This is a genomic window from Ensifer sp. LC163 (genome assembly GCF_001695855.1).
Classification (GTDB): domain Bacteria; phylum Pseudomonadota; class Alphaproteobacteria; order Rhizobiales; family Rhizobiaceae; genus Ensifer.
Genome location: NZ_MBSS01000034.1, coordinates 153511 through 178108, shown reverse-complemented (window position 1 = coordinate 178108; position 24598 = coordinate 153511). Strand labels below are relative to the sequence as shown.

Below are 24598 nucleotides of genomic sequence, written 5' to 3'. Positions count from 1 at the left end.
CTGTCAGCAGAGGCGCAAAGGCGCTGCGGAGGAAGTCGGGGCGCCCTCAAACGCAAGAAGCCGCCCCGAGGGCGGCTTCCTACCTGATACGTCGCACGGACGACCCGTCCGTCAGCGGCGGTCAACGCGGAGCGAGGACCATCATCATCTGGCGGCCTTCGAGCTTCGGCTCGGCTTCGACCTTGGCGATCGTCTGGGTGTCGTCCTTGACCTGAAGCAGGAGCTTCATGCCGAGTTCCTGGTGCGCCATTTCGCGACCGCGGAACTTCAGGGTCACCTTGACCTTGTCGCCTTCCTCGAAGAAGCGATTCATCGCCCGCATCTTCACTTCATAATCATGCGTGTCGATGTTGGGACGCATCTTGATCTCTTTGATCTCGACGATCTTCTGCTTCTTGCGCGCTTCGGCCGCCTTCTTCTGGTTGGCGTACTTCAGCTTGCCGAGATCGAGGATCTTGCACACCGGCGGTTCGGAGTTCGGCGCGATCTCTACCAGATCAAGACCGGCCTCTTCCGCCATGCGGAGCGCCTGGTCGATCGGGACGGCACCGATATTCTGGCCTTCGGCATCGATAAGCTGAACCCGGGGAACCCGGATTTCCTTGTTTGAGCGCGGTCCCTCCTTGACGGGGGCGTCCGTTTTGAACGGTCTGCGAATGGTCGTACTCTCCTCGAGCTGTTTCCGAAATGCGGTTTCAATTAATAGTCGGCGCGGCCTCAGCCGAAATGCTTCAATCTGCCGCCGACGGCAATGTGTGAATTGCGACGGGAGAGTCAATAGCATGGCTCACAAGGAAAATCACCACCTGTCGAAGCCAAGACGAATCTGTTTTAGAAAGAAATTCGCCGCCAATCCGGGCATTTGGAGAGAATTGAGATGCAAACGACGCCAGCCGAAACCGAAACAACCTTCATCGAGGTTGGCAAGGATGCCGCCCGTCGCCGCATCGCCATGAAGATCCTGCGGGCGCAAAAGCCTTGCGATCGGCCGACGCTTGCGTGGCTCGGCGGCTACCGCTCGGACATGACCGGCACGAAGGCCATCGAGGTCGAGCGCCTTGCCCGCGAGCGGGCAACCGACTGCATCCGGTTCGACTATTCCGGCCATGGTGCCTCCGGCGGCGCCTTCAAGGACGGCACGATCTCGCGTTGGCTGGAAGAAAGCCTTGCCGTGATCGAGCATGCCGCCCCCGGGCAGCGCCTGATCCTGATCGGCTCTTCGATGGGTGGCTGGATCGCGCTGCGGCTGATCCAGGAATTGCGCCTGCGCGGCATGGGCGAACGCATCGCCGGGCTGGTGCTGATCGCGCCCGCCCCCGACTTTACCGCCGAACTGATCGAACCCAACCTGACGGAGATCGAGCAGCGCTCGCTTGCGGAACGCGGCTATTTCGAGGAACCGTCCGAATACAGCCCCGAACCCAACATCTATACGCGCGCCCTGATCGAGGACGGCCGCGACAACCGCGTGCTCGTCGGCACGATCACTACGGGCTGCCCGGTTCACATTCTCCAGGGCATGCGTGACCCGGATGTGCCCTACACGCACGCGCTGAAACTGATGGAGCACCTTCTCGCCGACGACGTCGTCATGACGCTCATCCGTGACGGCGACCATCGTCTTTCGCGCGAGGAAGACATTGCTAAAATGAAACAGGCGATCGGAAATATGCTGCCTTCGGCCTAAGCCGATAAGCCTGCGTTCGAAGCCCCTTCTACCCCAATTTTTCGACCCCATGCGCGGCAGACCGCCTGCTACGCAAGGCTTTGCGCTGCATTTCGACATCGGCCTTAACCATAAAGTCCAATGCCCGAATCAGTAGATTGACTCTCCCGTCCCAACTCTATTAACTCTTTGTTAACGATTAGAGCAGCGTGAGGCGGAAGACCTGAACAAGCTGCCCTCAACTCAAGATTGCGCGAATACGTCCGGACGGCAAGAGCCCGGAATACCGCGTCACGCAGGGGATTTGTATGGCGTCTTGGACTGGGGTTAAGGGAAGTATCGCGGCGTTTTGCGCACTTTTCATTTCAGCGAACACGGCAATTCCCGCACAGGCGGGATCCTCTCCTTGGATGCAGACCGGCTCGGTTACCTCGCAGCCGATCGGACATTACGAGTTCTGTCAGAAGCACAAGGGCGAATGCAGCGTCAAATCGAAGACGAGCGTGGCGCCGCGTGTCACCGAGCGCGGCTGGGCGACGATCCGCCAGGTCAACGCTTCCGTGAACCGCGAAATCACACCGGTGACCGATCAGGAACTCTTCGGCAGGGATGAAGTCTGGACCTATCCGCAGGATGCAGGCGATTGCGAAGACTTCGTTCTCGAGAAGCGCAAGCGCCTGATGCGCAAAGGCTTCCCGGCAAGCGACCTCCTGGTCACCGTTGTGCGCAAGCCTGATGGCGAGGGCCATGCGGTCCTGACCGTGCGCACCGCCCAGGGCGATTTCGTCCTCGACAATCTTGAGAACGGCGTGAAGCTCTGGACCCAGACGCCCTACCGTTACCTCAAGCGTCAGGCGTCTTTCAACAGCGGTCGCTGGGTCACCATCGACAATGGCGCGGAAGTGGTCGTCGGCTCGGTCGGCAACTGATACCGCAACATCATCGCTTTACAAAAATGGGCCGGTCAGACCGGCCCATTTTTCGTTTCAAGCGGGGGGCTGATCAGGCGTTGCCGATCAGGATGCCCGCCGCCAACACGAGGCCGCCGCCGAGCACAACCTGGAATGCGGCACGCAGGAACGGCGTTTCCATGTAGCGATTCTGAATGAACGCGATCGCCCAAAGCTCGAAGAAGACGATGACAGCGGCCGTGATGGTCGCCGTCCAGAAATGCGGAATAAGATAGGGCAGCGCGTGCCCGAGGCCGCCGAGGGCGGTCATGATGCCCGAGGCGAGGCCACGCTTGATCGGCGAGCCGCGCCCGGAAAGCTTGCCGTCGTCGTGCGCAGCCTCGGTGAAACCCATGGAAATACCGGCGCCGACAGAAGCGGAAAGGCCGACGAGGAAGGTCTGCCAGGTATCCTGCGTCGCAAAGGCGGCCGCGAAGATCGGCGCCAGCGTTGACACCGAGCCGTCCATCAGCCCTGCCAGTCCCGGCTGAACGTAAGTCAGGATGAACTGTCGGCGCGCCGTCTGATCCTCTTCCTCGCGGACATCGTCCGGCGTGTGTTTTTCACCGAGCCTGCGGGCAAGCGATTCATGCGATTTTTCCGCAATCGCCAGGTCGCCCAGCAGCTTGCGCGTCGCGGCATCCTGGGTTCGTGCTGCCGCCTCGACATAGAAGCGGTGCGCCGTCTCCTCCATCGCCTCTGCCTCCGCGCGCGCCTTCTCGATCGGCATTTCAGCGATCAGCCAGTCGGGCTTGCGATCGGGAAAGTCGCGCACATGCTCACGGCGGACCAGCGGGATCCGGTTGCCGAAGCGCTGGACATGCATGTCGATCAGCCACTGCCGGTGGTGGCTCTCCTCCTCCGCCATTTCCTCGAACACTTTTGCCGAGTGTGGATATTTTTCTCTCAGCGCATCCGCATAGGCGAGATAGATGCGGCCGTCGTCTTCCTCCGACGAGATCGCCAGGGCCAGGATTTCCTGTTCGGTGAGAGAAAGAAACGAACGCTTGGAGCGGGAGAAGAGGCGGGAAAACATCAGCGAAAACCTTCTTTAGAATAATTCTAAAATAGAAACCCTGGGAATGTGCGTCAAGGCCAAAGCCATGCAATCACGAGACAATCACTCGACAGAGTGTCGCGGCTCGGCCACCATGCAGGCGCATGCTTATCCCCATTCCCGTCGTTGGAGCGGCCGCCTCCATGAAGACCATCTACCCGCTTTCCGAAAGCAAGGATACATTTCTGGACCGGCTCGGCGCCCGCATGGCCGCAAGGCTGCAGACACAGACCCTTGGCTATGAACCCTACACGCCATCCGATCAGGAAACCCTGGCGCGCACGCTGCGCCCGGGCGACGTCCTGTTGATCGAAGGCAACCAGAGGGTTTCCGCTGCGATCAAATATTTGACCCAATCGACCTGGTCGCATGCTGCATTTTTCGCCGGCGACCAGATGCCGCTGACGCTCGACCAGGCGACCCTGCCGGTAATCGAAAGGCCACAGCTGATCGAGGTGAATATCGGCGAAGGCTGCATCGCCGTGCCTTTAAAGAAATATGCATCGTTCAACACGCGCATCTGCCGGCCGGTGGCGCTGACGCCCGACGATCGCACCGCGCTGGTCGGCTTCATGATCTCCCGGCTCGGCATGAAATACGACCTGAAGAACATTCTGGACATGCTGCGCTATTTCATGCCGGCACCGCCGGTGCCGGTACGCTGGCGCCGGCGCCTGCTGGCGCTTGGCTCGGGTGATCCGACGCGGGCGATCTGCTCGACGCTGATTGCCGAAGCCTTCCAGCAGATCCGCTATCCGATCCTGCCGGGGGTCACGCGCGCGCCCGGGCACGCGTCGGCCACCTCCACCTATTCACGCGAAGAGATCCTGCATATCCGCCACCATTCGCTCTACACGCCACGCGACTTCGACCTTTCGCCGTTCTTCTCGATCGTCAAGCCGACGCTCGAGTTCGGCTTCGACTACAAGCGGCTGCGCTGGAACGGAGACTGACCGGCACGAAGCCGGTCAGATGGGGCCGGTCAGATGGGGCCGGTCAGATATTGAGGTCGAGTGCGTGCTCGCGGGCCATGAAGTCGCGCTGCCGGTCGGTGATGTAATCGCGCACGATCGGCGCCGCGTCACGTGAGCGCGACAGCTGCATGTGGAAGACGAGCTGGCTGCCGGTGCGGAACATCATCTCGGCACTGATCAGATAGAACTCCCACATGCGAGCGAAACGCTCGTCATACATCGCGATCACCTTGTCGCGGTTGGCCTCGAACCGCTCGCCCCAATGCGCCAGCGTCGTGGCGTAGTGCACGCGCAGGAACTCCAGATCGGTGACCCAGAGACTGTTGCGCTCGACGACGTCGAAGACCTCCGAGAGTGCCGGCGAATAGGCGCCGGGGAAGATGTATTTCCGCAGCCATGCGCTCGCCATGCCGGGCGGGCTCATGTGGCCGATCGAATGCAGCACGGCAAGGCCGTCATCCCGCATCAGCGCATTGAGTTTCTTGAAAAACTCATCGTAGTGATGCACGCCGACATGCTCGAACATGCCGACCGAAACGATACGGTCGAACGGCCCCTGCACGTCGCGATAATCCTTGAGCTCGAAGCGAACGCGATCGGCGAGCCCGGCGGCCTCGGCCCTTTGCGAGGACAGCGCCTGCTGCTCCTTCGAAAGCGTCACGCCCAGCACTTCGACATTTTCGAGCTTCGCCAGGTACATCGCCAGATCGCCCCAGCCGGAGCCGATATCGAGCACCTTCATGCCCGGCTCCAGGCAAAGCTTGGAGGCGAGCAGCCGCAGCTTGTTGCGCTGGGCCTTCTCCAGGCTCTCATTCGGCTCACGGAAATAGGCGCAGGAATAGAGCATGTTGTCGTCGAGGAACAACTTGTAGAAGTCGTTGCCGAGGTCGTAGTGATGCGCAACGTTCTCTTGCGCCTTGCCCTTGGGATTTGCCTGCTGGCGCTTGCGAAAGCGCATCTTCACTGCGCGCAGCACCTTCTGGATCGGATAGGAGCCGAGCGAGAGCCGGTTGATCGAAAACAGCGTCAGGAAGTCCTTGAGCGTCGAGCCTTCCTCGAACCGCATGGTGCCGTCCATGTAGGCTTCGCCAGCCGCCAGCTCCGCATTGAAGACAAGGCTGCGATAGAGCTTCTTGTCGGTGAGCCGCATCGTGACTTCGGGTCCCGGCACGCCGGAGAAAATGTGTCTTTTGCCATCGGCGTCGATCACCGTCAGGCGACCCTTGCGAATGAACGACTTCATCATGTGCGACAATGGAAACATGCAGACCCTCTCGTGACAGCAACGTCGTGGCGCCGGCATCCTAGCACCCGTTTTTCGAAATGCTCCCCCTAAATTTGCGGTTGCTGATCGAGCCGCAGCCGCCGCTTGCAGGCTGTACGACGCCAAGCGTCAAACATGGCACGCAAGGGACGCTGTCGTATTTTCGATCTGCTGGATAATTTGGTCCCTAAATCGATTCCGATCTAGGGAAACATGCGGCAGAAACGACAACGGGGACGGCAGGTTGAACCCGCCGTCCCCGTTCGATGCGATCACTCGATCGTGCCAGTCCCTGATCGTGTCAGTCCTTGGCGCGCTCGACATAGGAGCCGTCTTCGGTCGCGATGACGACTCGGGTGCCGGCCTGGATATGCGGCGGAACGAGCGTGCGAACGCCGTTCGACAGAACAGCCGGCTTATAGGACGACGATGCCGTCTGGCCCTTGACGACCGGTTCGGTCTCGGTGATTTCGAGCGTCACGTGGCGCGGCAGGTCGATGGCGATCGCCAGGCCTTCGTGGATCGAAAGAATGCAGGCCATGCCTTCCTGCAGGTAGGCCTTGAGGTCGCCGATGTCGTCGGTGGTCATGACCAGCTGGTCGTAGCTTTCCGGGTTCATGAAGTGGAAGCCTTCGCCATCTTCATAAAGGAAAGTGTGCTCGCGGTCTTCGACGAAGGCGCGCTCGACCTGCTCGGTCGTGCGGTAGCGTTCGGAGACCTTCACGCCGTCGGCAATGCGGCGCATGTCGACCTGGGTGACCGGCGTGCCCTTGCCCGGATGGAAGTTCTGCGCGGTAAGAACGACATAGAGCTTGCCGTCAACGTCGAGAACGTTGCCCTTGCGGACTGATGAAGCGATGACCTTGACCATTAGTCTTCCTTGTAACAGAGGTATGCGCGACACGGCGCGCCGGGAAAGCCGGCCCCGAAAGACGCGAAAATTATGATATCGCGCCGCCACTACCCTAATTTCGTGCAAATAGCCAGCCTGCGCCGGCATTGGTGCGAAGAAAGCCTGGGGCGCGAAGAAAGCCTGGATCGAACGACCATGTCGCATGCCTCACCCTGGTGGACGCCGCACGTCCATGCCGACCGGCGCCCGTTTCTCCTCGGGCGCAACCGGATCCAGTCGGCGCTGCGCCGGTTCTTCGACGAGCGCGACTTCATCGAGGTCGATACCGCGACGCTGCAGGTCTCGCCGGGCAACGAGGCTCATCTGCACGCCTTTGGCACAGAGGCGCTCAACCATGACGGCTCCGCCCACCCGCTCTATCTGCACACCTCACCGGAATTTGCCTGCAAGAAGCTGGTTGCTGCCGGCGAAAAACGCATCGCCTGCTTCGCCCATGTCTACCGCAACCGCGAGCGCGGGCCGCTGCATCATCCGGAATTCACCATGCTCGAGTGGTACCGCGCCGGCGAGACCTATGAGACGCTGATGCGCGACTGTGCCGATATCCTTGCACTCGCGGCACAGACGACCGGCACCGGCCAGTTCACCTTCCAGGGCCGCACCTGCGACCCCTTCGCCGAGCCGGAACGCCTGGCAGTGGCCGAAGCCTTCGCGCGCTTTGCGGGCATCGACCTGCTCGCCTCGATCGCCTCCAACGGCGAAACGGACCGGAACGCGCTTGCCAGCGCGATGGCAGCGGTCGGGTTGCGGGTTGCCGCCGACGACACCTGGGCCGACCTGTTCAGCCGCGTGCTTGTCGAAAAAATCGAACCGCATCTCGGCTTTGGCCGCGCGACAATCCTTGACGAATACCCGGCCGCCGAAGCTGCCCTTGCCCGGCCGACGGCGCGCGACCATCGCGTTGCCGAACGCTTCGAGCTCTATGCCTGCGGCGTCGAACTCGCCAATGCCTTCGGCGAACTGACCGACGCCGCCGAGCAGCGCCGCCGTTTCGAGATGGAAATGGCGGAAAAGGCCCGCGTCTACGGCGAGACCTACCCGCTGGACGAGGACTTTCTGGCGGCGCTGACGATCATGCCGGAAGCCAGCGGCATCGCGCTTGGCTTCGACCGGCTGGCGATGCTGGCAACGGGTGCATCGCGCATCGACCAGGTGCTCTGGGCACCGGTAGCGGAGACGCAGTTATGAACGTTCATCGCCCGATCAAGACGGCCGGCGACCTCGTCGAGGCCGGCCTTATCAAACCGTCGCAGCAAGACGCCGTTTCGCGGGTCGCCGAGCGCTATGCCGTCGCCATCAGCCCGACGATCGCAAAGCTTATCGACCGTAACGATCCGAACGATCCGATCGCCCGCCAGTTCGTGCCCGATGCGGCCGAGCTGACGTTGTTGCCGGAAGAGCGCGAGGATCCGATCGGGGACAGGCCGCACAGCCCGGTGACAGGCATCGTCCACCGCTATCCCGACCGGGTGCTCCTGAAAGCCGTGCATGTCTGCCCGGTCTATTGCCGCTTCTGCTTCCGCCGCGAAATGGTCGGGCCGCAAGGCCTTGGCACGCTGACACCTGCCGAACTCGATGCGGCGATCGCCTATATCGCCGAACATGAGGAGATCTGGGAGGTCATCCTCACCGGCGGCGACCCGCTGGTGCTGTCGCCGCGCCGGCTCACCGAAATCATGGAGCGGCTGAAACCGATCGCTCACGTCAAGATCGTGCGCTTTCACACGCGCGTGCCGGTGGTCGAGCCCGAGCGCATCAACGCCGACCTGATCGCGGCCCTCAAGGCGAGCGGCAAGGCAACCTATGTGGCGCTGCATGCCAACCATCCGCGTGAACTGACCCCGGAAGCGCGCGACGCCTCGGCCCGGCTGATCGATGCCGGTGTCGTCATGGTCAGCCAGTCGGTGCTGCTGAAAGGCATCAATGACGATGCGGACGTGCTTGCCGCGTTGATGCGCGCTTTCGTCGAGACCCGGATCAAGCCCTACTACCTGCACCACCCGGATCTGGCGCCGGGCACCAGCCATTTCCGGCTGTCGATCGAGGAAGGTCAGGCGCTGGTCGCATCGTTGCGCGGCCGCGTCTCCGGCCTCTGCCAGCCGGCCTATATCCTCGACATTCCCGGCGGGCACGGCAAGGCTGTGATCAGCGCAGCATCGATCGCCGCGGACGGCGGGGGTTGCTACACGGTCACCGACTTCCGCGGCGAGCAGCACGCCTACCCGCCAAAAATCTGAGAAAAATTTCAAGACGGCGTCACAGGTGCAGCAAGCCAATCGTCAGATGGTCATGAGCAACGATCGACACCCCAATGGAGCCGAGACATGACCGATACGAAAGGCGTCCGCAGCACGGCAATTTTCGAGGAGGCGCGTCCCCGCCTTCTCGGTCTCGCCTACCGGATCCTTGGTTCGCGCGCGGACGCGGAAGACGCGGTGCAGGACACGTTCGTTAAGTGGCAGGAGGCCGATCAGAGGGTGATCGAAAGCCCGGCCGCCTGGCTGACGACCGCCTGCACCCGCCGCTGCCTCGATCTGTTGAAGGCGGCGCACCGCAAGCGCGTCGATTATGTCGGCGCCTGGCTGCCGGAGCCGATCCACACGGCAAGCGAGGACAATGCCGAGGAAAAGCTGGCGCTGACCTCGTCGCTCACCACCGCCTTCCTCTTGATGCTGGAGCGGCTGACGCCGAAGGAGCGGGCCGCCTATCTGCTGCACGAAATCTTCGGCCAGCCCTATGAGGAGGTCGCCGAAACGCTCGACATGCAGGAGGCGGCCGCACGCAAGCTGGTGTCGCGCGCCAAGACCAATATCGGCGTGGAGAAGAGCCGTCACCAGACGCCGCGCGAACGCCAGGACGAATTGCTGTCGGCGTTCCACGCGGCCATCCACGGCGGCAATATTTCCAGCCTCTCGAGCCTGCTTTCGGCTGACGTGCGGCTGACGGCCGATGGCGGCGGCAAGGTGGCAACCGTGCTCGGCGTGCTCTCGGGCAAGAACACCGTGCTTGCCTTCATCGCCGACCGGCTCACGGAGTACTGGGCGCACTATGTCTGGGAAATCGCCGAGATCAACGGCGGCCGCGGCATTGTGCTCAGGGGCGAGACCGAAAATGATATCGCCGCCAGCGTTTCCTTCGGCTATGACGGCGACGGAAACGTCAACGACATCTTCATCGTTCGCAATCCGGACAAGCTCACCCATCTCGGTGACGCTGCGGTTCACTGAATCAAAACATGTCCAGGAAAAGTGCGAAGCGGCTTTCCGTCGGGAAATGCGTGAAAACAAAGAGATAGAGCGGCTCGAAGACCCTGAAACGGGAGCGCTCTATCGGCACCGACGGGGCAAGGCCGACGCGCGCGCAGCGATGCGCGAAGCGTTTGTCACCCGGCCGTCGTGACGCACAGGAAAGGTGCAGACACATGCTCGACAAGACATCCCAACCCGCTGGCAAGGCCGACAGCGGCTGGCTCTCCCTGCTGTCGGGCGAAAACGCCATTCATTCCATCGTGCTGAGCGGCGGCGTGGCTCTGCATGCCCTGAACATCTATGTCGTCACCACCATCATGCCGTCGATCGTGCGCGAGATCGGCGGGCTCGAATATTATGCCTGGAGCACGACGGTTTTCGTCGCCGCATCGATCCTCGGTGCAGCGCTCTCGGCGCGGCTGCTTGCCGCCGTCGGCGCAGGCTCGGCCTATGCGATCGGCGCGCTCGTCTTCGGCCTCGGTACGCTCATGTGTGCTTCCGCTCCCGATATGCTGGTGCTGCTTGGCGGCCGGGCGATCCAGGGCTTTGGCGGCGGCCTGCTCTATGCGCTTGCCTATGGCGTCATCCGGCTTGTCTTTGCCCCGGCGCTCTGGACCCGCGCCATCGGCCTGATCTCGGCCACCTGGGGCACGGCAACGCTCATCGGCCCGGCCGTCGGCGGCATGTTTGCCGAATTTGCCACCTGGCGCGCCGCCTTCTGGTCGCTGCTGCCGCTGACCGCACTTCTGGCAGCACTCGCCTTCTGGACGCTGCCGCGCAACGCTTCGTCCGAAGGCAAGCGCACACCGCTGCCCGTGCTGCAGCTGCTGCTTCTGGTCGGCATCGTCCTGGCGCTTTCGATCGCAAGCACTCTGTCCACATCGGGCGAACAGCTCGCCTCGGTCGGCACTGCCATGCTCATGTTCGCAGTGCTTTTGCTGGTCGAGCGCCGGTCTGCCGGCAAGCTTCTGCCGAGCGGCAGCTTCACCATAACCTCCCCGCTGGCGGCGCTTTATGTGACGATTACGCTGCTGATGATCGGCATGCAGCCGGAAATCTACGTGCCGTATCTGCTGCAGGAACTGCATGGTCTGTCGCCGCTGGTTGCCGGCTACATCGCCGCGCTGATGTCGATCGGCTGGACCGCCGGATCGATGACGAGCGCGCACTGGCATGGCGACCGGGCACAGCGCACGATCTTCGCGGGCCCAAGCTTCGGCTTTGCCGGACTGGCGCTGATCGCCGTGTTCATGCCGATGGCTGGCGCCGGCTTTGCGGCGATCGCCGCACCGCTGTCGGCCGGTATCATGGCGGTCGGCTTCGGCATGGGCTTCGCCTGGCCGCATATCGTGACGGCCGTCTACGAACTCGCGCCACAGGGTGAGCAAGAGAAGGCTTCAAGCTCGATCACCACCGTCCAGCTTTTCGCCGCCGCGCTTGGTTCTGCCCTTGCCGGCCTGACTGCCAACCTGGCGGGCATCGAAGCAAGCACCACCGACGGGGTTGCCCGCGCGACGCAATGGCTCTTCTGGCTGTTTGCGCTGGCACCGGCACTGGCGATCCTGACGGCGAGGCGTGTCCGGCGGGCGCGTGCAGCAAAGGCAGCGGGAGCCTAGAGCGTTTCTGTCCTAAACGGAGTCGCAGAAACGCTCTATCTCTTTGTTTTTCGCATTTCCTGACGGAAAACCGCTCCGCACTTTTCCTGGAAATGCTCTAGGCAGCAGATACGTCCCATGGTTTCCGAGGCAGTGTCTCCTGCACAATTCCTGAAATCGGATCCGATTTCAGGATAAGATTATGCAGCAGGCTTGAAGCGCTACAGCGTCCTTTGCGCGTCATGTTTGACGCGCGGCGCTGTAGAGGAGGAAACGATGGACGCCGACGAGATCGGCCTTAGCGGCACCCGGGAAACGCTGCTGATCACACTGCAGGCAAAGGCCGCCGAAAGCGCGCTTCCCGATTCGCTCCTGCACGACCATTTCGCGGCCGATGCCATGCGGCGCCTGGGGCGGGCCGCCCAGCGTCTCGACGTCGGCCTTGACATGACGATCGGCATCGCCGTGCGCGCCTATCTCCTCGACCGATGGACAGAAGCGTTCGTCGACAGGCACCCGGATGCAACCGTCCTGCATCTCGGTTGCGGCCTCGATTCCCGCGTTTTCCGCGTCGATCCGCCGGCAGAGGTGCGGTGGTTCGACGTCGACTTTCCTGACGTGATCGCGTTGCGCCGCGGTCTCTACCCGGATCGCGCCAACGACACGCTGATCGGATCTTCGGTGACGGAGGCCGGATGGCTTGCTGATATACCGGGTGACAGACCGGCGATGGTCGTCGCCGAAGGCGTCCTGCCCTATCTCGCGGCGGAGGACGTCTACGATTTGCTGCGGCGCCTCGTGGAGCGCCTGCCGGCGGGCGAGATCGTCTTCGACGGCTACAGCCACCTCGGCCTTCAGTTGCTGCGGCTCAATCCCGCCATCCGCGCCACGGGTGCCGCGCTTCGCTGGGGCATCGACGATCCGCGCATGCTGGAGCGGCAGGTTCCGGGCCTCAGCCTGCTGGAAGAAGTCTGTGACTACGATCCGAGCCAGATAGAAAGGATGTCCGCTGCCGCGCGGATCGCCATGCAGTTCTTCAGCGTCATGCCCGTGCTGCAGCGGATGGGACGGCTTTTGCGCTACCGTTTCTAGCAACAACGTGGAGCGCCAGTCCCAATGAAGAAGGGCTGCACCGGTGCCCGTACAGCCCTTCGATGTTCTTGTATCGAACCGATCAGCCCTGCTTGATCGGGGCGATGGAGATTTCGACGCGGCGGTTCTGCGCCCGGCCGGCTTCGCTGCCGTTGGAGGCGATCGGCCGTTCCTGACCGAAGCCCATGGTGGCCATGCGGCGCTGGTCGACGCCCTGGCTTGCCAGATAGTTGGCAACGGAGGCTGCGCGGCGCTCGGAGAGGCCCTGGTTGTAGGAGGCGCTGCCGGTGGAATCGGTATGGCCGTCGACATCGATCAGCGTCTTGTTGAACTTGCGCAGCACGATCGCCACGGAGTTCAGCGTATCGTAGAAGGCCGGGATCACCTGGTCGCGGTCGGTGGCGAAGGTGATGTTCGACGGCATGTTCAGGATGATGCGGTCGCCGGCGCGGGTTACGGAAACACCCGTGCCCTGCAGCTGGGCGCGCAATTCCGCTTCCTGGCTGTCCATGTAGTTGCCGATCAGGCCGCCGCCGAGCGCGCCGATGCCGGCACCGACGAGAGCGGCATCGCGCCGTCCGGCGGCACTGCCGCCGACGAGAAGACCGGTCGCAGCACCGAGGCCCGCGCCGATCAGCGCGCCGCCGGCGGTGTTCGACATCTTCTGCTCACCCGTATAGGGATCGGTGGTCGTGCATCCCGAGAGATAGATGGCCGCAACAGCCAGTATGGCGCATTTCTTGATCATAGAATCAATGGTCCCCATTCGTGCTCAAAGGTGCTTCATACTAGCGATTGCGGCAGGAAGATGAAGAGGCGTCCCACTGATGCCATGGTTTGACGACAAATGGCGCCAGGGCCACAGTCATCGGCATGACAAGGCCGGATACTAACCGATCCTTCACACGCTCTTGATAGCAAGGGTGTTCGGGGAAAATCGAGGCGGACTATCTGATGGCAATCAAGTTTGGCGACACGCAGCGCAGTCTCAGCGACACGCTCAACGGGATGATCGGTTCCATCAGCGGCAACACGATCACGCTTCGCGACCTGATGACGGGGATCGGCGAACAGGGCTTTCTGCTGCTGTGCGCACTGCTGACGCTGCCGTTTCTGCTGCCGGTGTCGATTCCGGGCGTCAGCACCGTCTTCGGTGCGGCCATCATCCTGATCTCGATCTCGATCACGCTCAACCGCCTGCCCTGGATGCCGCAGCGCATCCTCGACCGGCAGATCGAAACGGAAAAACTGGTGCCGACGCTGCAGAAGGGTGCGGCACTCGTTTCCAAGCTCGACCGTTTCGTCAGGCCGCGCTTCGGTTTCCTGACGCAAGGGGCGCTGATGAACCGCTTCAACGGCCTGATGATCATGACCGGAGGCGTGCTCTTGATGTTTCCGCTCGGCCTCATCCCGCTGTCGAACACGCTGCCGGGCATTGCCATCCTGCTGTTGTCGCTCGGCATCATCCAGCGCGACGGGCTGATGGTTGCTGGCGGTTATCTCTTCCTGATCGCGACCACGATCTACTTCACCGTTCTCGCCTATATGGCCTTTGCGGCCGGCCAGGGCCTGTCCACCTTCTTCGTTTCTTAAAGCCGAAAGCCTGCAAATTCGTCAGCGAGCCTGACGCGTCGAGATCGACGCGTCGGTCGCCAGTCCCGCCGCAAGGCCGGAGCGGCGTGATGTCATGCAGATACAGCCTGGAAGCTCTTGTAGCTGGCCGAATCGGTCTGGACGCCGAGTTTTTCCATCAGCGCCTCGCGGTCGAGGTTGAGACTTCTGTCCAGCTCGCCGATCGCCGCCGCGACCTTCGGGGCAAACTCTTCGCTCACGAATTCGATCATGGTGACGAAGTTGAACTTTCCCGGGCCGGCATGCTGCTCGAGGAAGAGGTCCTTGACGTAACCGTCCTGGCTGCGGATCACCGCGAGCGTCTTTGCCACCAGCTCCACAAACTCTGCGCGCGCGGCAGTCGGCACCGCAAACTTGTTGATGCGATAGAGCGGCGCGACGGTGCCCGCCTTTGTATTGCTGCTCATTGAACTCTCCTTGAGTATCTTTTCAAAACCCGTCGGCGACGGGTAGAAATATTCGTACAACCTCAAGTAACGTTGAGGTCAACAGGGGTCTCGCGAAAAAGCCTGTGTTGCAGCCGACAGCGGGCAAATGCCGGGGGCTGGAAGATAAGCAGAAACTCCCATTCCCCCTTCTCCCCGCTCGCCGGGAGCGGGCCGGGGAGCGGGGCGATCACGCCAAGTGGGTGGCAATCACCCCAGAACCGCGAGATGCTTGTAGAAAAGCGTCGTGGCGCAAAGGCCGCCTTCCGGCCATAGGGCGTAATCGGGGATGACGCCAACGCGCTCCCATCCCAGGCGCGGATAGATCGCCTCCGCCTCGCTGCCGGTCGCAGTGTCGAGCACGAGCAACGCCTTGCCGCGCAGAGCCGCCTCGCGCTCGACGGCCTGCATCAGCAGCCGGGCAATGCCTTTGCCACGGGCGACGCGATGGACGAGCAGCTTCTTCAGATCGCCGCGATGCGGCTGGTTGGGCATCTGCGCCACGCCGACCTGGACCGTGCCGACGATCCGCCCCTCGTCTTCGGCCACCATCAGCAGCGTTTCACCGCCGGCAACGGCATTGGCGACTCCCTCCCAATAGGGCAGGGCCGCCTCCGGCGGATAGGGCTGCATGAAACCGACGGAAGCGCCGCCCTCGACGCAGTCGGACAGCACCTCGGCAAGCGCCGGGATGGCGGAACGAGCCTCGGCTTCGGTGAGAAGGCGGATCGTAATGTCAGGCATGATCAAATCCTGGTTCGGCTGAGGATGACGGCATAGTGAGCCGGCTCACCATGCGGATTGTGAAAGACATGGGCCTGTTCGAGCCCCATGAACAGGCAGTCTCCGGCCTCCAGCACATGGGGACCGGACTCCATGGTCAGCTCGAGCCGACCGGAGAAAAGCCAGAGATGCTGCGTTATGCCCCGGTCGGCCGGTTGCCGCTCGAAGACAACACGGGCACCCGGCGGGAACTCGACCTCGACGATATCGACCGGGGAGCCGACACCTTCCGGCGAGACCGAGCGGCGCAGATAGCCGGATTCCGGATCCCGCCAGAGTCTTTGATCGGCTCGCCTTGCAACCGGCGAGACCTGCTCGCCTTCAAAGGCAAAGAGCGCCGACAGTGTGGTCGAGAGCGCGCTGCAGAGCTTGGCCAGCAACTGCGCCGTCGGGCTCGCCTCGCCGCGCTCGATGCGCGATATCATCGCCCGGCTAACGCCGGAGCGCGTCGCCAGATCGTCGAGCGTGAGATTCTGCCCTACCCTGAGCGAACGCACGCGTTCGCCGATGGCATGCTCAAGGGGATCGCTGCTGTTTTCCATTATTTGAGATTGCATTTCTCATATAATGGAGTCAAGACCATGCCGAACGGAAAATAAAGGCGGGGGATGCCGCTTTGGCGACATTGCAACGACGTGCATTCGGCTAAGGTCTCCCTCGGGTATCCGGAGCAAAAAAGCGTTCCCACTCAATAATTTAGAAGAGCCTCACGCAACAGGCCGTCACGGCCGATGAAACGGACCGGCAAGACATGGACAAGCAGCCCTCCTCGCTGACGTCGATCGCCAGCATCGTGACGTCGATGACATCAGTGGCGATCGGCAACGGCATGATGCTCGCCTACGTGCCGTTCGTGCTGACGCGGTCCGGCGCGCCGGAGTGGGTTCCGGGTGCGGCGGTCACCATGGTTGCCTTCGGCGGCCTTGTCGGCTGCGTCATCGCCGGGCCGATGATCCGTCGCGTCGGCCACGCCCGGGCGTTTTCCTGCTCGATGGCGCTGGTCATCCTTTCGGCGCTGACGATCAGCCTTGGCATGCACCCGATCCTGTGGGTGCTCGCCCGCGGCCTTTACGGCGCCGCCGGCAACACCAATTTCATCATCAGCCAGAGCTGGCTGAACCATGCCAGCGACAACCATTGGCGCGGCAAGGCAATGGCGATGTTCTACATGGCCTATGTGATCGGGCTCGGCACCGGCGCCTGGCTGTTCGGACAGATTCCGGCCGACGGCAACCTGCCGCCGCTCATCACCATCTTCTTCACGGCACTGGCCATCCTGCCGATCGGCCTGACCCGCCTGCCCACGCCGCCGGCGCCGGCCAAGGTCAGCATCGACATCCCCATGGTCTGGCGCAGTTCGCCCGTCGCCTTCATCGGCGTGCTTGCCGCCGGCGGCCTGTCGATGGTGGTGCAGGGTTTTACCCCGATCTATGCCGCCGCCAACCAGGTCAGCCAGGGCGACGTCGCCAACCTGATGTTCGTCATGCAGCTCGGGCTGATCGCCATCCAGTACCCGATGGGCACGCTGTCGGACCGGATCGACCGCCGGCTGGTGCTGATCGCCACCTGCCTGCTGATCGTTGCTGCCGGCTTCTTCGCGATCTCGGCGACCTTCAGCAATCTTCTCTTGCTGATGGTCGTGTTTGCGCTTTTCGCCGGTGCGGTCGAGACCGTCTATTCCATCGCCAATGCCCATGCCAACGACCGCACCGATCCGGCGGATTTCGTGCCGCTCGCCAGCACCATGCTGGTCGCCTGGTCGGCCGCCGCAACCCTGGTGCCGATGCTGGTGACGCTGCTGACGCCGGTGTTCGGTCCGCGCACGTTCATCTATGCGGCGATGGTCGTTGCCACACTCTACGCGCTGTTCGTGCTGCTGCGCCTCAGGAAACGCGACGAGGTGCCGGCCGGGGAGCGCGAGGCCTTCGAACTGAAGAGCGCACAGGTGCCGAATGCCGGCGCGCTGATCGACGCCGAGGCAAGAGCCGAATAGCCGCCGAGGCTTGCGATTTATAGTGAACGAAGCCTTCATTTCCCGCTTTGCGCGGCTTGAACGCACTGCTATATGCGGCCCATGAGCACAACATCTTCCAAGACGCCCCTGTCGCATATCCGTAACTTCTCGATCGTGGCCCATATCGACCACGGCAAATCGACGCTGGCCGACCGACTGATCCAGTCGACGGGCGGCCTTGCCGAGCGGGAAATGTCCGAGCAGGTGCTCGACAGCATGGATATCGAGCGCGAGCGCGGCATCACCATCAAGGCCCAGACCGTGCGTCTGCACTACAAGGCCAATGACGGCGAAACCTACGTGCTGAACCTCATCGACACGCCCGGCCACGTCGACTTCGCCTATGAAGTCTCGCGTTCGCTGTCGGCCTGCGAAGGCTCGCTCCTGGTTGTCGACGCATCCCAAGGCGTCGAAGCCCAGACGCTCGCCAACGTCTACCAGGCGATCGACAACAATCACGAGCTCGTCACCGTGCTCAACAAGATCGACCTTCCCGCCGCCGAACCGGAGCGGATCAAGGAACAGATCGAGGAAGTGATCGGCATCGACGCCTCCGACGCCGTGCTGATCTCGGCCAAGACCGGCCTCGGCATCCCCGATGTTCTCGAGGCGATCGTCACCAAGCTGCCGGCGCCGAAGAGCGAGGGCGGCGACGCGGCGCCCTTGAAGGCACTGCTCGTCGACAGCTGGTACGACACCTATCTCGGCGTCATGGTTCTCGTGCGCATCATCGACGGCACCCTGAAAAAGGGCATGACCATCCGCATGATGGGCACCGACGCCAAGTACACGATCGAACGCATCGGCGTGCTGACGCCGAAGATGGTGGCCATGGATGCGCTCGGCCCGGGCGAGATCGGCTTCATCACCGCCTCGATCAAGGAAGTGGCCGATACCCGCGTCGGCGACACCATCACCGAGGACAAGCGCCCGACTGCCAAGGCGCTGCCGGGCTTCAAGCCGGCGCAGCCGGTGGTCTTCTGCGGCCTATTCCCGGTCGATGCCGCCGACTTCGAGGATCTGCGTTCGGCGATGGGCAAGCTGCGCCTCAACGACGCGTCGTTCTCGTTCGAAATGGAATCGTCGGCAGCGCTCGGCTTCGGCTTCCGCTGCGGCTTCCTCGGTCTCCTGCACCTTGAAATCATCCAGGAACGCCTGGAGCGCGAGTTCGACCTCGACCTGATCGCCACCGCCCCTTCGGTCGTCTACAAGCTGTTCATGACCGACGGCTCCGAGCGCGAGCTGCACAACCCGGCCGACATGCCCGACGTCGTCAAGATCGCCGAGATCCACGAGCCGTGGATCCGCGCGACGATCCTGACGCCCGACGACTATCTCGGCGGTATCCTCAAGCTCTGCCAGGACCGGCGCGGCATCCAGATCGAGCTGACCTATGTCGGCACCCGCGCGATGCTGACCTACGACCTGCCGCTCAACGAAGTGGTGTTCGATTTCTACGACCGGCTGAAGTCGATCTCCAAGGGCTACGCCTCGTTCGACTACCAGATCACGGACCACAAGGAAGGCAACCTTGTGAAGATGTCGATCCTCGTCAACGGCGAGCCGGTCGACGCGCTGTCGATGATGGTGCACCGGATGGCCGCGGAAAAGCGCGGTCGCGAAATGTGCGAGAAGCTCAAGGAGCTGATCCCGAAGCATATGTTCAAGATCCCGATCCAGGCAGCGATCGGCGGCAACGTGATTGCCCGCGAAACCATCTCGGCCTTGCGCAAGGACGTGACGGCGAAGTGCTACGGCGGCGACGCCACCCGCAAGCGCAAGCTTCTGGAAAAGCAGAAGGCCGGCAAGAAGCGCATGCGCCAGTTCGGCAAGGTGGAGATTCCGCAGGAAGCCTTCATCGCCGCGCTGAAGATGGGCGACGAGTAAGGCGCTTCGACTGTCGATACTTCGACGTCGATCAGGATACAGAATACAAAACGGGCGGCCTCTGGGCCGCCCGTTTTGTTTGATCCAGTCGTCGACTGTGGGCGGTAGCGCGTTCGCAAGCCGCGACCAGACCGGGGAGAAGGCGCTCGCTTCAGGCTTCGGTGAGCAGATACCGCTTCGAGATGCGGTCCACCGGGCGGCCGCTCTTGAGCGGCACGGCCTTGTCCACCTTGTAGTCGACGAAGCCCATCTTGCGGTAATAGGCGAGGCCGCCCGTGTTGTCGGCGCGGATGGTGGCGTTGATCGCCTTGAGGCCGAGCGCACGGGCATTGTCCCTCGTCGCGGCAAAGAGCGCCGTACCGGCGCCGCGCACCTTGGCATCGGGCCGGGAAAAGGTGCCGATATCGGCCCAGCCTTCCGGCAATCCGTCGTAGCGCTCCAGCGCCTGGAACGCGCAAGGGCGGCCGTCAGTATCCTCGGCGACGAAGCAGCTGACGAAGCCCGAGCCGGCGAGATAGTGTGCAGTAAAACTTTCCGGCGTGAACGGCGTTTCGTTGGCGGTCGTGCCGCCGATCCGGATGATCTCGTTGAGGAAGGCACAGAGCGCCGGCACATCCGCGGGAGTTGCCGGGCGCACCTCGATCGTTGTTACTTCGTCGACCACCAAAACCTCCCTTGTGAATTATCGCGTCTCGGATCGCGCCAGAGGCCGCGCCGGGTTGCCGACAACCGTTGCTCCCGCCGCCACATCCTTCGTGACGACGGAACCGGCCCCGACGATGGCGCCGTCACCGATCGTCACGCCGCCGAGGATAATGGCGCCGCCACCGATCCAGACGTCCTTGCCGATCTCGACCGGCCTTGCGATCTCGATGCCGCGGCTCCGGAGCGGCACGTCCTTGTGATGCTCGGCGCAATAGATCTGCACGCCCGGGCCGAGCATGGAGCCTTCGCCGATTGCGATACGGCCGCTGTCCAGCATGGTGCAGCCGGCATTGAGATAGACGCGGGGCCCAAGCGAAATGTTGATGCCATAGGAACAATGAAACGGCGCTTCGATGAGAACATCGTCGGCAACGCTTGCAAACAGCGCCCGGAGTGCCGGGGCCATCGAGCCCCGTCCGTGGGGAGCCATGGTGTTGTGCTGGTGCACGGCGTCACGCGCCCTTTGGCGCAGCTGCTCGAGCTCCGGGTCGAGGCAGCAGTACCAATCGCCCGCCGCCATCTTGTCGTGTTCGCTGGCGGTCACGCCTTCGCCCTTGCTTCGGCCACTTCACGCCGCGCCAGGCTTTCCGCCGGCCATTGCGTCGCCATGTCGTAATAGATCTCGAAAGCGGGGGCGCCGCCTTGAAGCGACAGCCAGGAGACCTTCGACCGCGTGAAGATATGGGCATCCGGTGGGAAATCCGACGGCCGGTCGAGGCTCGCGATGCGCAGGAAGGCGAGCCAGCCGCGCCGGCCGTAATCGCTCCAGAGCGCCGTCTGGCACTCGGCACAGCGATAGACGTCATGCGGACGGCCACTCTCGGTCGGCAGCGTCACGACGATGGGTTCGCCCGCCATCAGTTCGATGTTCTCCCGCTCGATGACGCCGTTGACCACGAATGCGCTCCCGACCTGCCGCTGGCAATCGGCGCAATGGCAGCAATTGACGAACATCGGCCGCTGTTTCAGCCGGTAGCGGATACGTCCGCAGAAGCAGCCCCCCGCGATGTTCTCATCCATCAGCAGGCCTCCTCCAGCACCTCGTCGCTCGGCACCGCGGCCAAGGCATCGCCACGCCTGATGGTGGCGACCCAGGCGCGCGCCAAGGCGAGGCCGGCGGCATTGGCCTTCTCGCCGTGACGCCTGGCGTGAGCGGGATATTGCGCCAGCCAGTTGGGATCGAGCCGATTGATCGTCTGCGGGAACGAGCGGTTCCAATCCTCGACAAGATCGGTGTCGGCCTCGAAGTGGAATTGCGTGCCATAGGCCGCGCGACCGATGCGAAACGCCTGATGCCGTGTGACGTCGTTTTCGGCGAGGTGCACGGCCCCTTGCGGAAGCGTGAACGTATCGCCATGCCATTGGAAGATCGGGAAACTCTCGCCGACGCTTGCCAGCACCGGATCGCTCTGCCCCTCGGCGCGCACCCGCACGTCGTGCCAGCCGAATTCTTTGGCTTCGCCGAGCAGGTTCTTCGCGCCATAAGCCCGCGCCAGTAGCTGGCTGCCGAGGCAGATGCCGAGCACCGAACGCTCGCTGTCGCCGAAGCGACGCATCAGCGCTGTCAGCTGCGGGAGATAGGGGAAAGTCTCATCGTCAAGCGCGCTCTGCTCGCCGCCCAGCACCACCAGCGCATCGAAGCCATCGGGAGCATCCGGCACCGGGTCGCCGGCATAGGCGCGGCGAACCTCGATCTCCGCCTTGACCTCGCGAAGCGCCGTGCCGACCTGGCCGAGCTCCGTCTTCGCCATGTTTTCCACCACCAGTACCCGCATGATGACCTTCCCTTCGCCGTCTGGGCCGAAGATTGATCACGACATGCGCCTTGGTTCAAGAGGTGGGAGGTTCAAGAGGTAAGAGAGCACTCCGTGCTCATTGCCGAAAGCATCCGGGCCTTGACTTCCGCGCCAAACTTTCCGACCTTCCTGATATCATGACGCTCGCGATTTCTTCTCTTCGCTGCTTCCGGGTGTGCCCGATCGCAGGAACCTGACCCCAGCCCGGATGCTTGCGCTCTCCGGGTCAGGGGAACCTTTCGCGTCGGCCAATGAGAACGTCCGTTCCCAGGCCACGATCCGAGCGCCGAGTTTTTCCAGATAGAATTAGCCCAGCTAAGATTAGCAATGACGGCGCCCAGGGCCCGTCGACAAGAACGTCAGGTATCATCATGGCGACCACCGCCCGCAACAAACTTCCCGCGATCATCATCAATGCCGAGGATCATAAGCGCCTGACGGCGCTTGCCTCTTCCGCCCTCGACCGTATCCCCGAAGTCGCCGAGGCGCTTCTGTCCGAGCTCGACCGGGCGCGGGTGACCACGCCGGAGAAGCTGCCGGCCGACAGCGTTCAGATGGGATCCACCGTCGCCTTCGACGCCGACAACGGCTTTGCCAAGCAGGTGACGCTCGTTTATCCCGGAGAGGCCGATATCGAGGCCGGGCGTGTTTCGGTGCTGACGCCGATCGGCGCGGCCCTGATCGGCCTGTCCGTCGGCCAGTCGATCGACTGGCACGACCGCTCCGGCAAGGTCCACCGGATGACCATCCGCAGCGTTACCGCGGCCGAACGGGCCTGAGTGCTTCGCAGCGCCCCCACGCGCCTTGCCCTGGCATCGCGGAAAAACGGGGCGGTTGCAAGATATGTGCGTGAACCCCCGCAAAACGCGTCGAGGAGGCCGGTCGTCAGACCGCCCTCCCCGCTTTTCGTTCAACTGTCGCCTACTGCATAACTCCTTAAATCGAAATCGATCTGCGGAGAAAATTATGCAGCAGATTTCAAGCGTTACAGCGTCCTTTGCGCGTCATATTTGACGCGCGGCGCAGTAGAGGCGTTATCAGAACTGCTTGCCGAGCTTGGCGTCGACGGACTGGCTGTTGGCGCCGCGAACGGCGAAGAAGAACAGGATCGCAGCCCAGAGAATGGACTTTTCGGCGCCGCCGAGGCCCTCGCCCTGCACGATGCCGTGGAAATAGACGGTGACGAGCAGTACGATCATGGCGGCAACCGAGGCAGGCCGGGTGAGAAGGCCGATCGCGATCAGGATGCCGCCGAAGAACTCCGTGGCAGCCAAAAGCGGCGACCAGAAGACGCCGGGATAAAAGCCGAGGCTTTCGACCATGCCGACAGCGCCGAACGGATTGACGATCTTACCGTAACCGTGGGTTACGAGCAGCACTCCGCACAGCACGCGCAGCAGTGTTTCGGCAAAGGTATCGAGCGGCAGATAGATCTTTTCCAGCGCCGGCAGGATTGCACGGGGACGGGAAGTCGAAACGGTGGCATCAGTCATTGGAAGGTCCTCTTGGAGGTGGCTGCGACAATATGTGCAATGCAGCAATGTCTCGCCGGGCGCCTTTTCGTTTGCAAGGGAGCGGTCGATAAAAACATGACTAAATCAGTTGACAATTGCGTGAGAGGCGCGTGACCACCGGTTGTTCCCGATCGCCTGCTACAGTGCCGCGCGTCGAGCGTGACGCGCAAGGCTTGCGGCAACGCCTGAAACTGGCTGGACAATTTCTCGTCAAATCGGTTCCGATTTCCAAGAATTATGCAGTATGTTGCGGCGCGCAAACCAGCCGGGAATCATCAGATGGACGAGAAGCCGCGGATCACCATTCTCTATTGCACGCAGTGCAACTGGCTCTTGCGCGCCGGCTGGATGGCGCAGGAGCTGCTGCAGACTTTCGGCCAATCGCTGGGTGAAGTGGCGTTGATCCCCGGCACCGGCGGCAATTTCGAGATCCGCGTCAATGACGAACTGATCTGGGAGCGCAAGCGCGACGGCGGCTTTCCCGGACCGAAGGAACTGAAGCAGCGCATCCGCGACATCATCGAGCCGGAGCGCGATCTCGGCCACACCGACAGGAGCTGATCCTGGATTTCGGCATTCTTGCGGGGGTTTTCTCGGCAGCCTTCCTGTCCGCGACCCTGCTGTTCGGCATGTCGGAGGCGGCGATCGTCGCCGCCGCACTTCATGGCGAGACAAGCCGTGTCGCCCTTTTCGTCGCGGCCACGGCCGGCAACGTGCTGGGTGCCGTCGTCAATTTCGTGCTCGGACGGTTTCTGATCCGCTTTGAGGGAAAGCGATGGTTTCCCATTTCACCCGCAGCGCGGCAGAAGGCGGAGACGCTGTTTGCCCGTTATGGCCAGCCGGTGCTGCTGCTCTCATGGCTGCCTGTTATCGGCGATCCGCTGACGCTCGTCGCCGGGCTGCTGCGCATGCCTTTTTCTCTGTTCCTGGTGCTCGTGGCGATCGGCAAGGCAGCGCGTTACGCCGCCGTGCTCTGGCTAACACCGTGATACCAACCTGTGCTGATATTGACCTCTTGCGTGGGACCGTGTGCGGTCATCCGGCAAGGAGCATACCGCAGGGCGATGCCTTGGCATCGGTCGA

General features: G+C 62.7%; 27 protein-coding genes. 14 read left to right on the top strand and 13 right to left on the bottom strand.

Annotated features, from left to right (window positions below):
• Nucleotides 1–121 precede the first annotated feature (121 nt).
• Nucleotides 122–658, bottom strand: coding sequence for a translation initiation factor IF-3 (gene infC, locus BC360_RS23450; protein WP_077503129.1), 537 nt, complete (start codon nucleotides 656–658; stop codon nucleotides 122–124).
• A gap of 219 nt (nucleotides 659–877) precedes the next feature.
• Here infC and BC360_RS23445 point away from each other — a divergent pair, with 219 nt between their 5' ends.
• Together BC360_RS23445 and BC360_RS23440 are read left to right on the top strand one after the other, a co-directional pair.
• Nucleotides 878–1687 (top strand): alpha/beta hydrolase, encoded by an 810-nt coding sequence (locus BC360_RS23445; protein ID WP_065797074.1) that lies wholly within the window; start codon nucleotides 878–880, stop codon nucleotides 1685–1687.
• Nucleotides 1688–1974: 287 nt separating this feature from the next.
• Nucleotides 1975–2595, top strand: a complete 621-nt coding sequence (locus tag BC360_RS23440) for a transglutaminase-like cysteine peptidase (protein ID WP_065784585.1) — start codon at nucleotides 1975–1977, stop codon at nucleotides 2593–2595.
• A gap of 73 nt (nucleotides 2596–2668) precedes the next feature.
• Here BC360_RS23440 and mbfA read toward each other — a convergent pair whose 3' ends face one another.
• Nucleotides 2669–3652, bottom strand: a complete 984-nt coding sequence (gene mbfA / locus BC360_RS23435; protein ID WP_065784586.1) for an iron exporter MbfA — start codon at nucleotides 3650–3652, stop codon at nucleotides 2669–2671.
• Between the two features lie 164 nt (nucleotides 3653–3816).
• On the opposite strand from mbfA, the gene BC360_RS23430 reads away from it, so the two are divergent.
• Nucleotides 3817–4626 (top strand): lipo-like protein, encoded by an 810-nt coding sequence (locus BC360_RS23430; protein ID WP_065784587.1) that lies wholly within the window; start codon nucleotides 3817–3819, stop codon nucleotides 4624–4626.
• Nucleotides 4627–4669: 43 nt separating this feature from the next.
• On the opposite strand, the gene BC360_RS23425 is transcribed toward BC360_RS23430, so the two are convergent.
• Nucleotides 4670–5911: an SAM-dependent methyltransferase gene (locus tag BC360_RS23425; RefSeq protein ID WP_065784588.1), complete on the bottom strand. Its 1242-nt coding sequence runs from the start codon at nucleotides 5909–5911 to the stop codon at nucleotides 4670–4672.
• Nucleotides 5912–6212: 301 nt separating this feature from the next.
• A complete protein-coding gene (efp, locus tag BC360_RS23420; RefSeq protein ID WP_065797073.1) occupies nucleotides 6213–6782 on the bottom strand; it encodes an elongation factor P in 570 nt (189 codons plus the stop codon).
• A gap of 177 nt (nucleotides 6783–6959) precedes the next feature.
• On the opposite strand from efp, the gene epmA reads away from it, so the two are divergent.
• The 5 genes from epmA to BC360_RS23390 all read left to right on the top strand — a co-directional run bounded on the left by epmA (nucleotide 6960) and on the right by BC360_RS23390 (nucleotide 12759).
• On the top strand, nucleotides 6960–8012 hold the full coding sequence (gene epmA / locus BC360_RS23415; RefSeq protein WP_065797187.1) for an EF-P lysine aminoacylase EpmA: 1053 nt from the start codon (nucleotides 6960–6962) through the stop codon (nucleotides 8010–8012).
• Nucleotides 8009–9061: a lysine-2,3-aminomutase-like protein gene (locus tag BC360_RS23410; protein ID WP_065797072.1), complete on the top strand. Its 1053-nt coding sequence runs from the start codon at nucleotides 8009–8011 to the stop codon at nucleotides 9059–9061. The genes epmA and BC360_RS23410 overlap by 4 nt, the downstream gene beginning before the upstream one ends.
• A gap of 87 nt (nucleotides 9062–9148) precedes the next feature.
• Nucleotides 9149–10051, top strand: coding sequence for an RNA polymerase sigma factor SigJ (sigJ, locus tag BC360_RS23405; RefSeq protein ID WP_065797071.1), 903 nt, complete (start codon nucleotides 9149–9151; stop codon nucleotides 10049–10051).
• 194 nt (nucleotides 10052–10245) lie between these two features.
• Complete coding sequence (locus tag BC360_RS23395; protein ID WP_083222703.1) at nucleotides 10246–11688, top strand: MFS transporter; 1443 nt, start codon at nucleotides 10246–10248, stop codon at nucleotides 11686–11688.
• Nucleotides 11689–11943: 255 nt separating this feature from the next.
• The gene (locus BC360_RS23390) at nucleotides 11944–12759 is read left to right on the top strand and encodes a class I SAM-dependent methyltransferase (protein WP_065797069.1); all 816 of its coding nucleotides are present in this window, start codon (nucleotides 11944–11946) and stop codon (nucleotides 12757–12759) included.
• Between the two features lie 82 nt (nucleotides 12760–12841).
• Here the strand turns inward: BC360_RS23390 and BC360_RS23385 are convergent, their stop codons facing one another.
• The gene (locus tag BC360_RS23385; protein WP_065784593.1) at nucleotides 12842–13507 is read right to left on the bottom strand and encodes an OmpA family protein; all 666 of its coding nucleotides are present in this window, start codon (nucleotides 13505–13507) and stop codon (nucleotides 12842–12844) included.
• A gap of 206 nt (nucleotides 13508–13713) precedes the next feature.
• Here BC360_RS23385 and BC360_RS23380 point away from each other — a divergent pair, with 206 nt between their 5' ends.
• On the top strand, nucleotides 13714–14352 hold the full coding sequence (locus tag BC360_RS23380; RefSeq protein ID WP_065797068.1) for an exopolysaccharide biosynthesis protein: 639 nt from the start codon (nucleotides 13714–13716) through the stop codon (nucleotides 14350–14352).
• Nucleotides 14353–14444: 92 nt separating this feature from the next.
• Here the strand turns inward: BC360_RS23380 and BC360_RS23375 are convergent, their stop codons facing one another.
• The 3 genes from BC360_RS23375 to BC360_RS23365 form a co-directional block, all read right to left on the bottom strand.
• Nucleotides 14445–14798 carry an antibiotic biosynthesis monooxygenase family protein gene (locus BC360_RS23375; RefSeq protein ID WP_065784595.1) on the bottom strand — a complete coding sequence of 118 codons (354 nt, stop codon included), beginning with the start codon at nucleotides 14796–14798 and terminating at the stop codon, nucleotides 14445–14447.
• Between the two features lie 228 nt (nucleotides 14799–15026).
• Nucleotides 15027–15560 carry a GNAT family N-acetyltransferase gene (locus tag BC360_RS23370; RefSeq protein ID WP_065784621.1) on the bottom strand — a complete coding sequence of 178 codons (534 nt, stop codon included), beginning with the start codon at nucleotides 15558–15560 and terminating at the stop codon, nucleotides 15027–15029.
• A gap of 2 nt (nucleotides 15561–15562) precedes the next feature.
• Nucleotides 15563–16141, bottom strand: a complete 579-nt coding sequence (locus BC360_RS23365) for a helix-turn-helix domain-containing protein (RefSeq protein ID WP_083222702.1) — start codon at nucleotides 16139–16141, stop codon at nucleotides 15563–15565.
• Between the two features lie 209 nt (nucleotides 16142–16350).
• Here BC360_RS23365 and BC360_RS23360 point away from each other — a divergent pair, with 209 nt between their 5' ends.
• Entirely contained in the window at nucleotides 16351–17592 is a 1242-nt protein-coding gene (locus BC360_RS23360) for an MFS transporter (protein WP_065784597.1), read from the top strand.
• 81 nt (nucleotides 17593–17673) lie between these two features.
• Nucleotides 17674–19500 carry a translation elongation factor 4 gene (gene lepA / locus BC360_RS23355; protein ID WP_413813765.1) on the top strand — a complete coding sequence of 609 codons (1827 nt, stop codon included), beginning with the start codon at nucleotides 17674–17676 and terminating at the stop codon, nucleotides 19498–19500.
• Between the two features lie 151 nt (nucleotides 19501–19651).
• Here the strand turns inward: lepA and BC360_RS23350 are convergent, their stop codons facing one another.
• From BC360_RS23350 to BC360_RS23335, 4 genes are read right to left on the bottom strand one after another with little or no spacing between them, the layout of a single operon-like run.
• Nucleotides 19652–20143 (bottom strand): GNAT family N-acetyltransferase, encoded by a 492-nt coding sequence (locus BC360_RS23350; protein ID WP_065797185.1) that lies wholly within the window; start codon nucleotides 20141–20143, stop codon nucleotides 19652–19654.
• 39 nt (nucleotides 20144–20182) lie between these two features.
• Nucleotides 20183–20749, bottom strand: coding sequence for a sugar O-acetyltransferase (locus BC360_RS23345; RefSeq protein ID WP_065797066.1), 567 nt, complete (start codon nucleotides 20747–20749; stop codon nucleotides 20183–20185).
• On the bottom strand, nucleotides 20746–21225 hold the full coding sequence (locus BC360_RS23340; protein ID WP_065797065.1) for a GFA family protein: 480 nt from the start codon (nucleotides 21223–21225) through the stop codon (nucleotides 20746–20748). The genes BC360_RS23345 and BC360_RS23340 overlap by 4 nt, the downstream gene beginning before the upstream one ends.
• Complete coding sequence (locus tag BC360_RS23335) at nucleotides 21225–21980, bottom strand: type 1 glutamine amidotransferase (RefSeq protein ID WP_065797064.1); 756 nt, start codon at nucleotides 21978–21980, stop codon at nucleotides 21225–21227. Before BC360_RS23335 ends, BC360_RS23340 begins: the two co-directional genes overlap by 1 nt.
• A 392-nt stretch (nucleotides 21981–22372) precedes the next feature.
• Between BC360_RS23335 and rnk the strand changes: the two genes are divergently transcribed.
• The gene (gene rnk, locus BC360_RS23330) at nucleotides 22373–22780 is read left to right on the top strand and encodes a nucleoside diphosphate kinase regulator (protein ID WP_065784602.1); all 408 of its coding nucleotides are present in this window, start codon (nucleotides 22373–22375) and stop codon (nucleotides 22778–22780) included.
• A gap of 258 nt (nucleotides 22781–23038) precedes the next feature.
• Here the strand turns inward: rnk and BC360_RS23325 are convergent, their stop codons facing one another.
• The gene (locus BC360_RS23325; RefSeq protein WP_065784603.1) at nucleotides 23039–23494 is read right to left on the bottom strand and encodes a DoxX family protein; all 456 of its coding nucleotides are present in this window, start codon (nucleotides 23492–23494) and stop codon (nucleotides 23039–23041) included.
• Nucleotides 23495–23794: 300 nt separating this feature from the next.
• Here BC360_RS23325 and BC360_RS23320 point away from each other — a divergent pair, with 300 nt between their 5' ends.
• Nucleotides 23795–24076 carry a SelT/SelW/SelH family protein gene (locus BC360_RS23320; protein WP_025425523.1) on the top strand — a complete coding sequence of 94 codons (282 nt, stop codon included), beginning with the start codon at nucleotides 23795–23797 and terminating at the stop codon, nucleotides 24074–24076.
• 83 nt (nucleotides 24077–24159) lie between these two features.
• Entirely contained in the window at nucleotides 24160–24504 is a 345-nt protein-coding gene (locus BC360_RS23315; protein WP_065784623.1) for a YqaA family protein, read from the top strand.
• Nucleotides 24505–24598 lie beyond the last annotated feature (94 nt).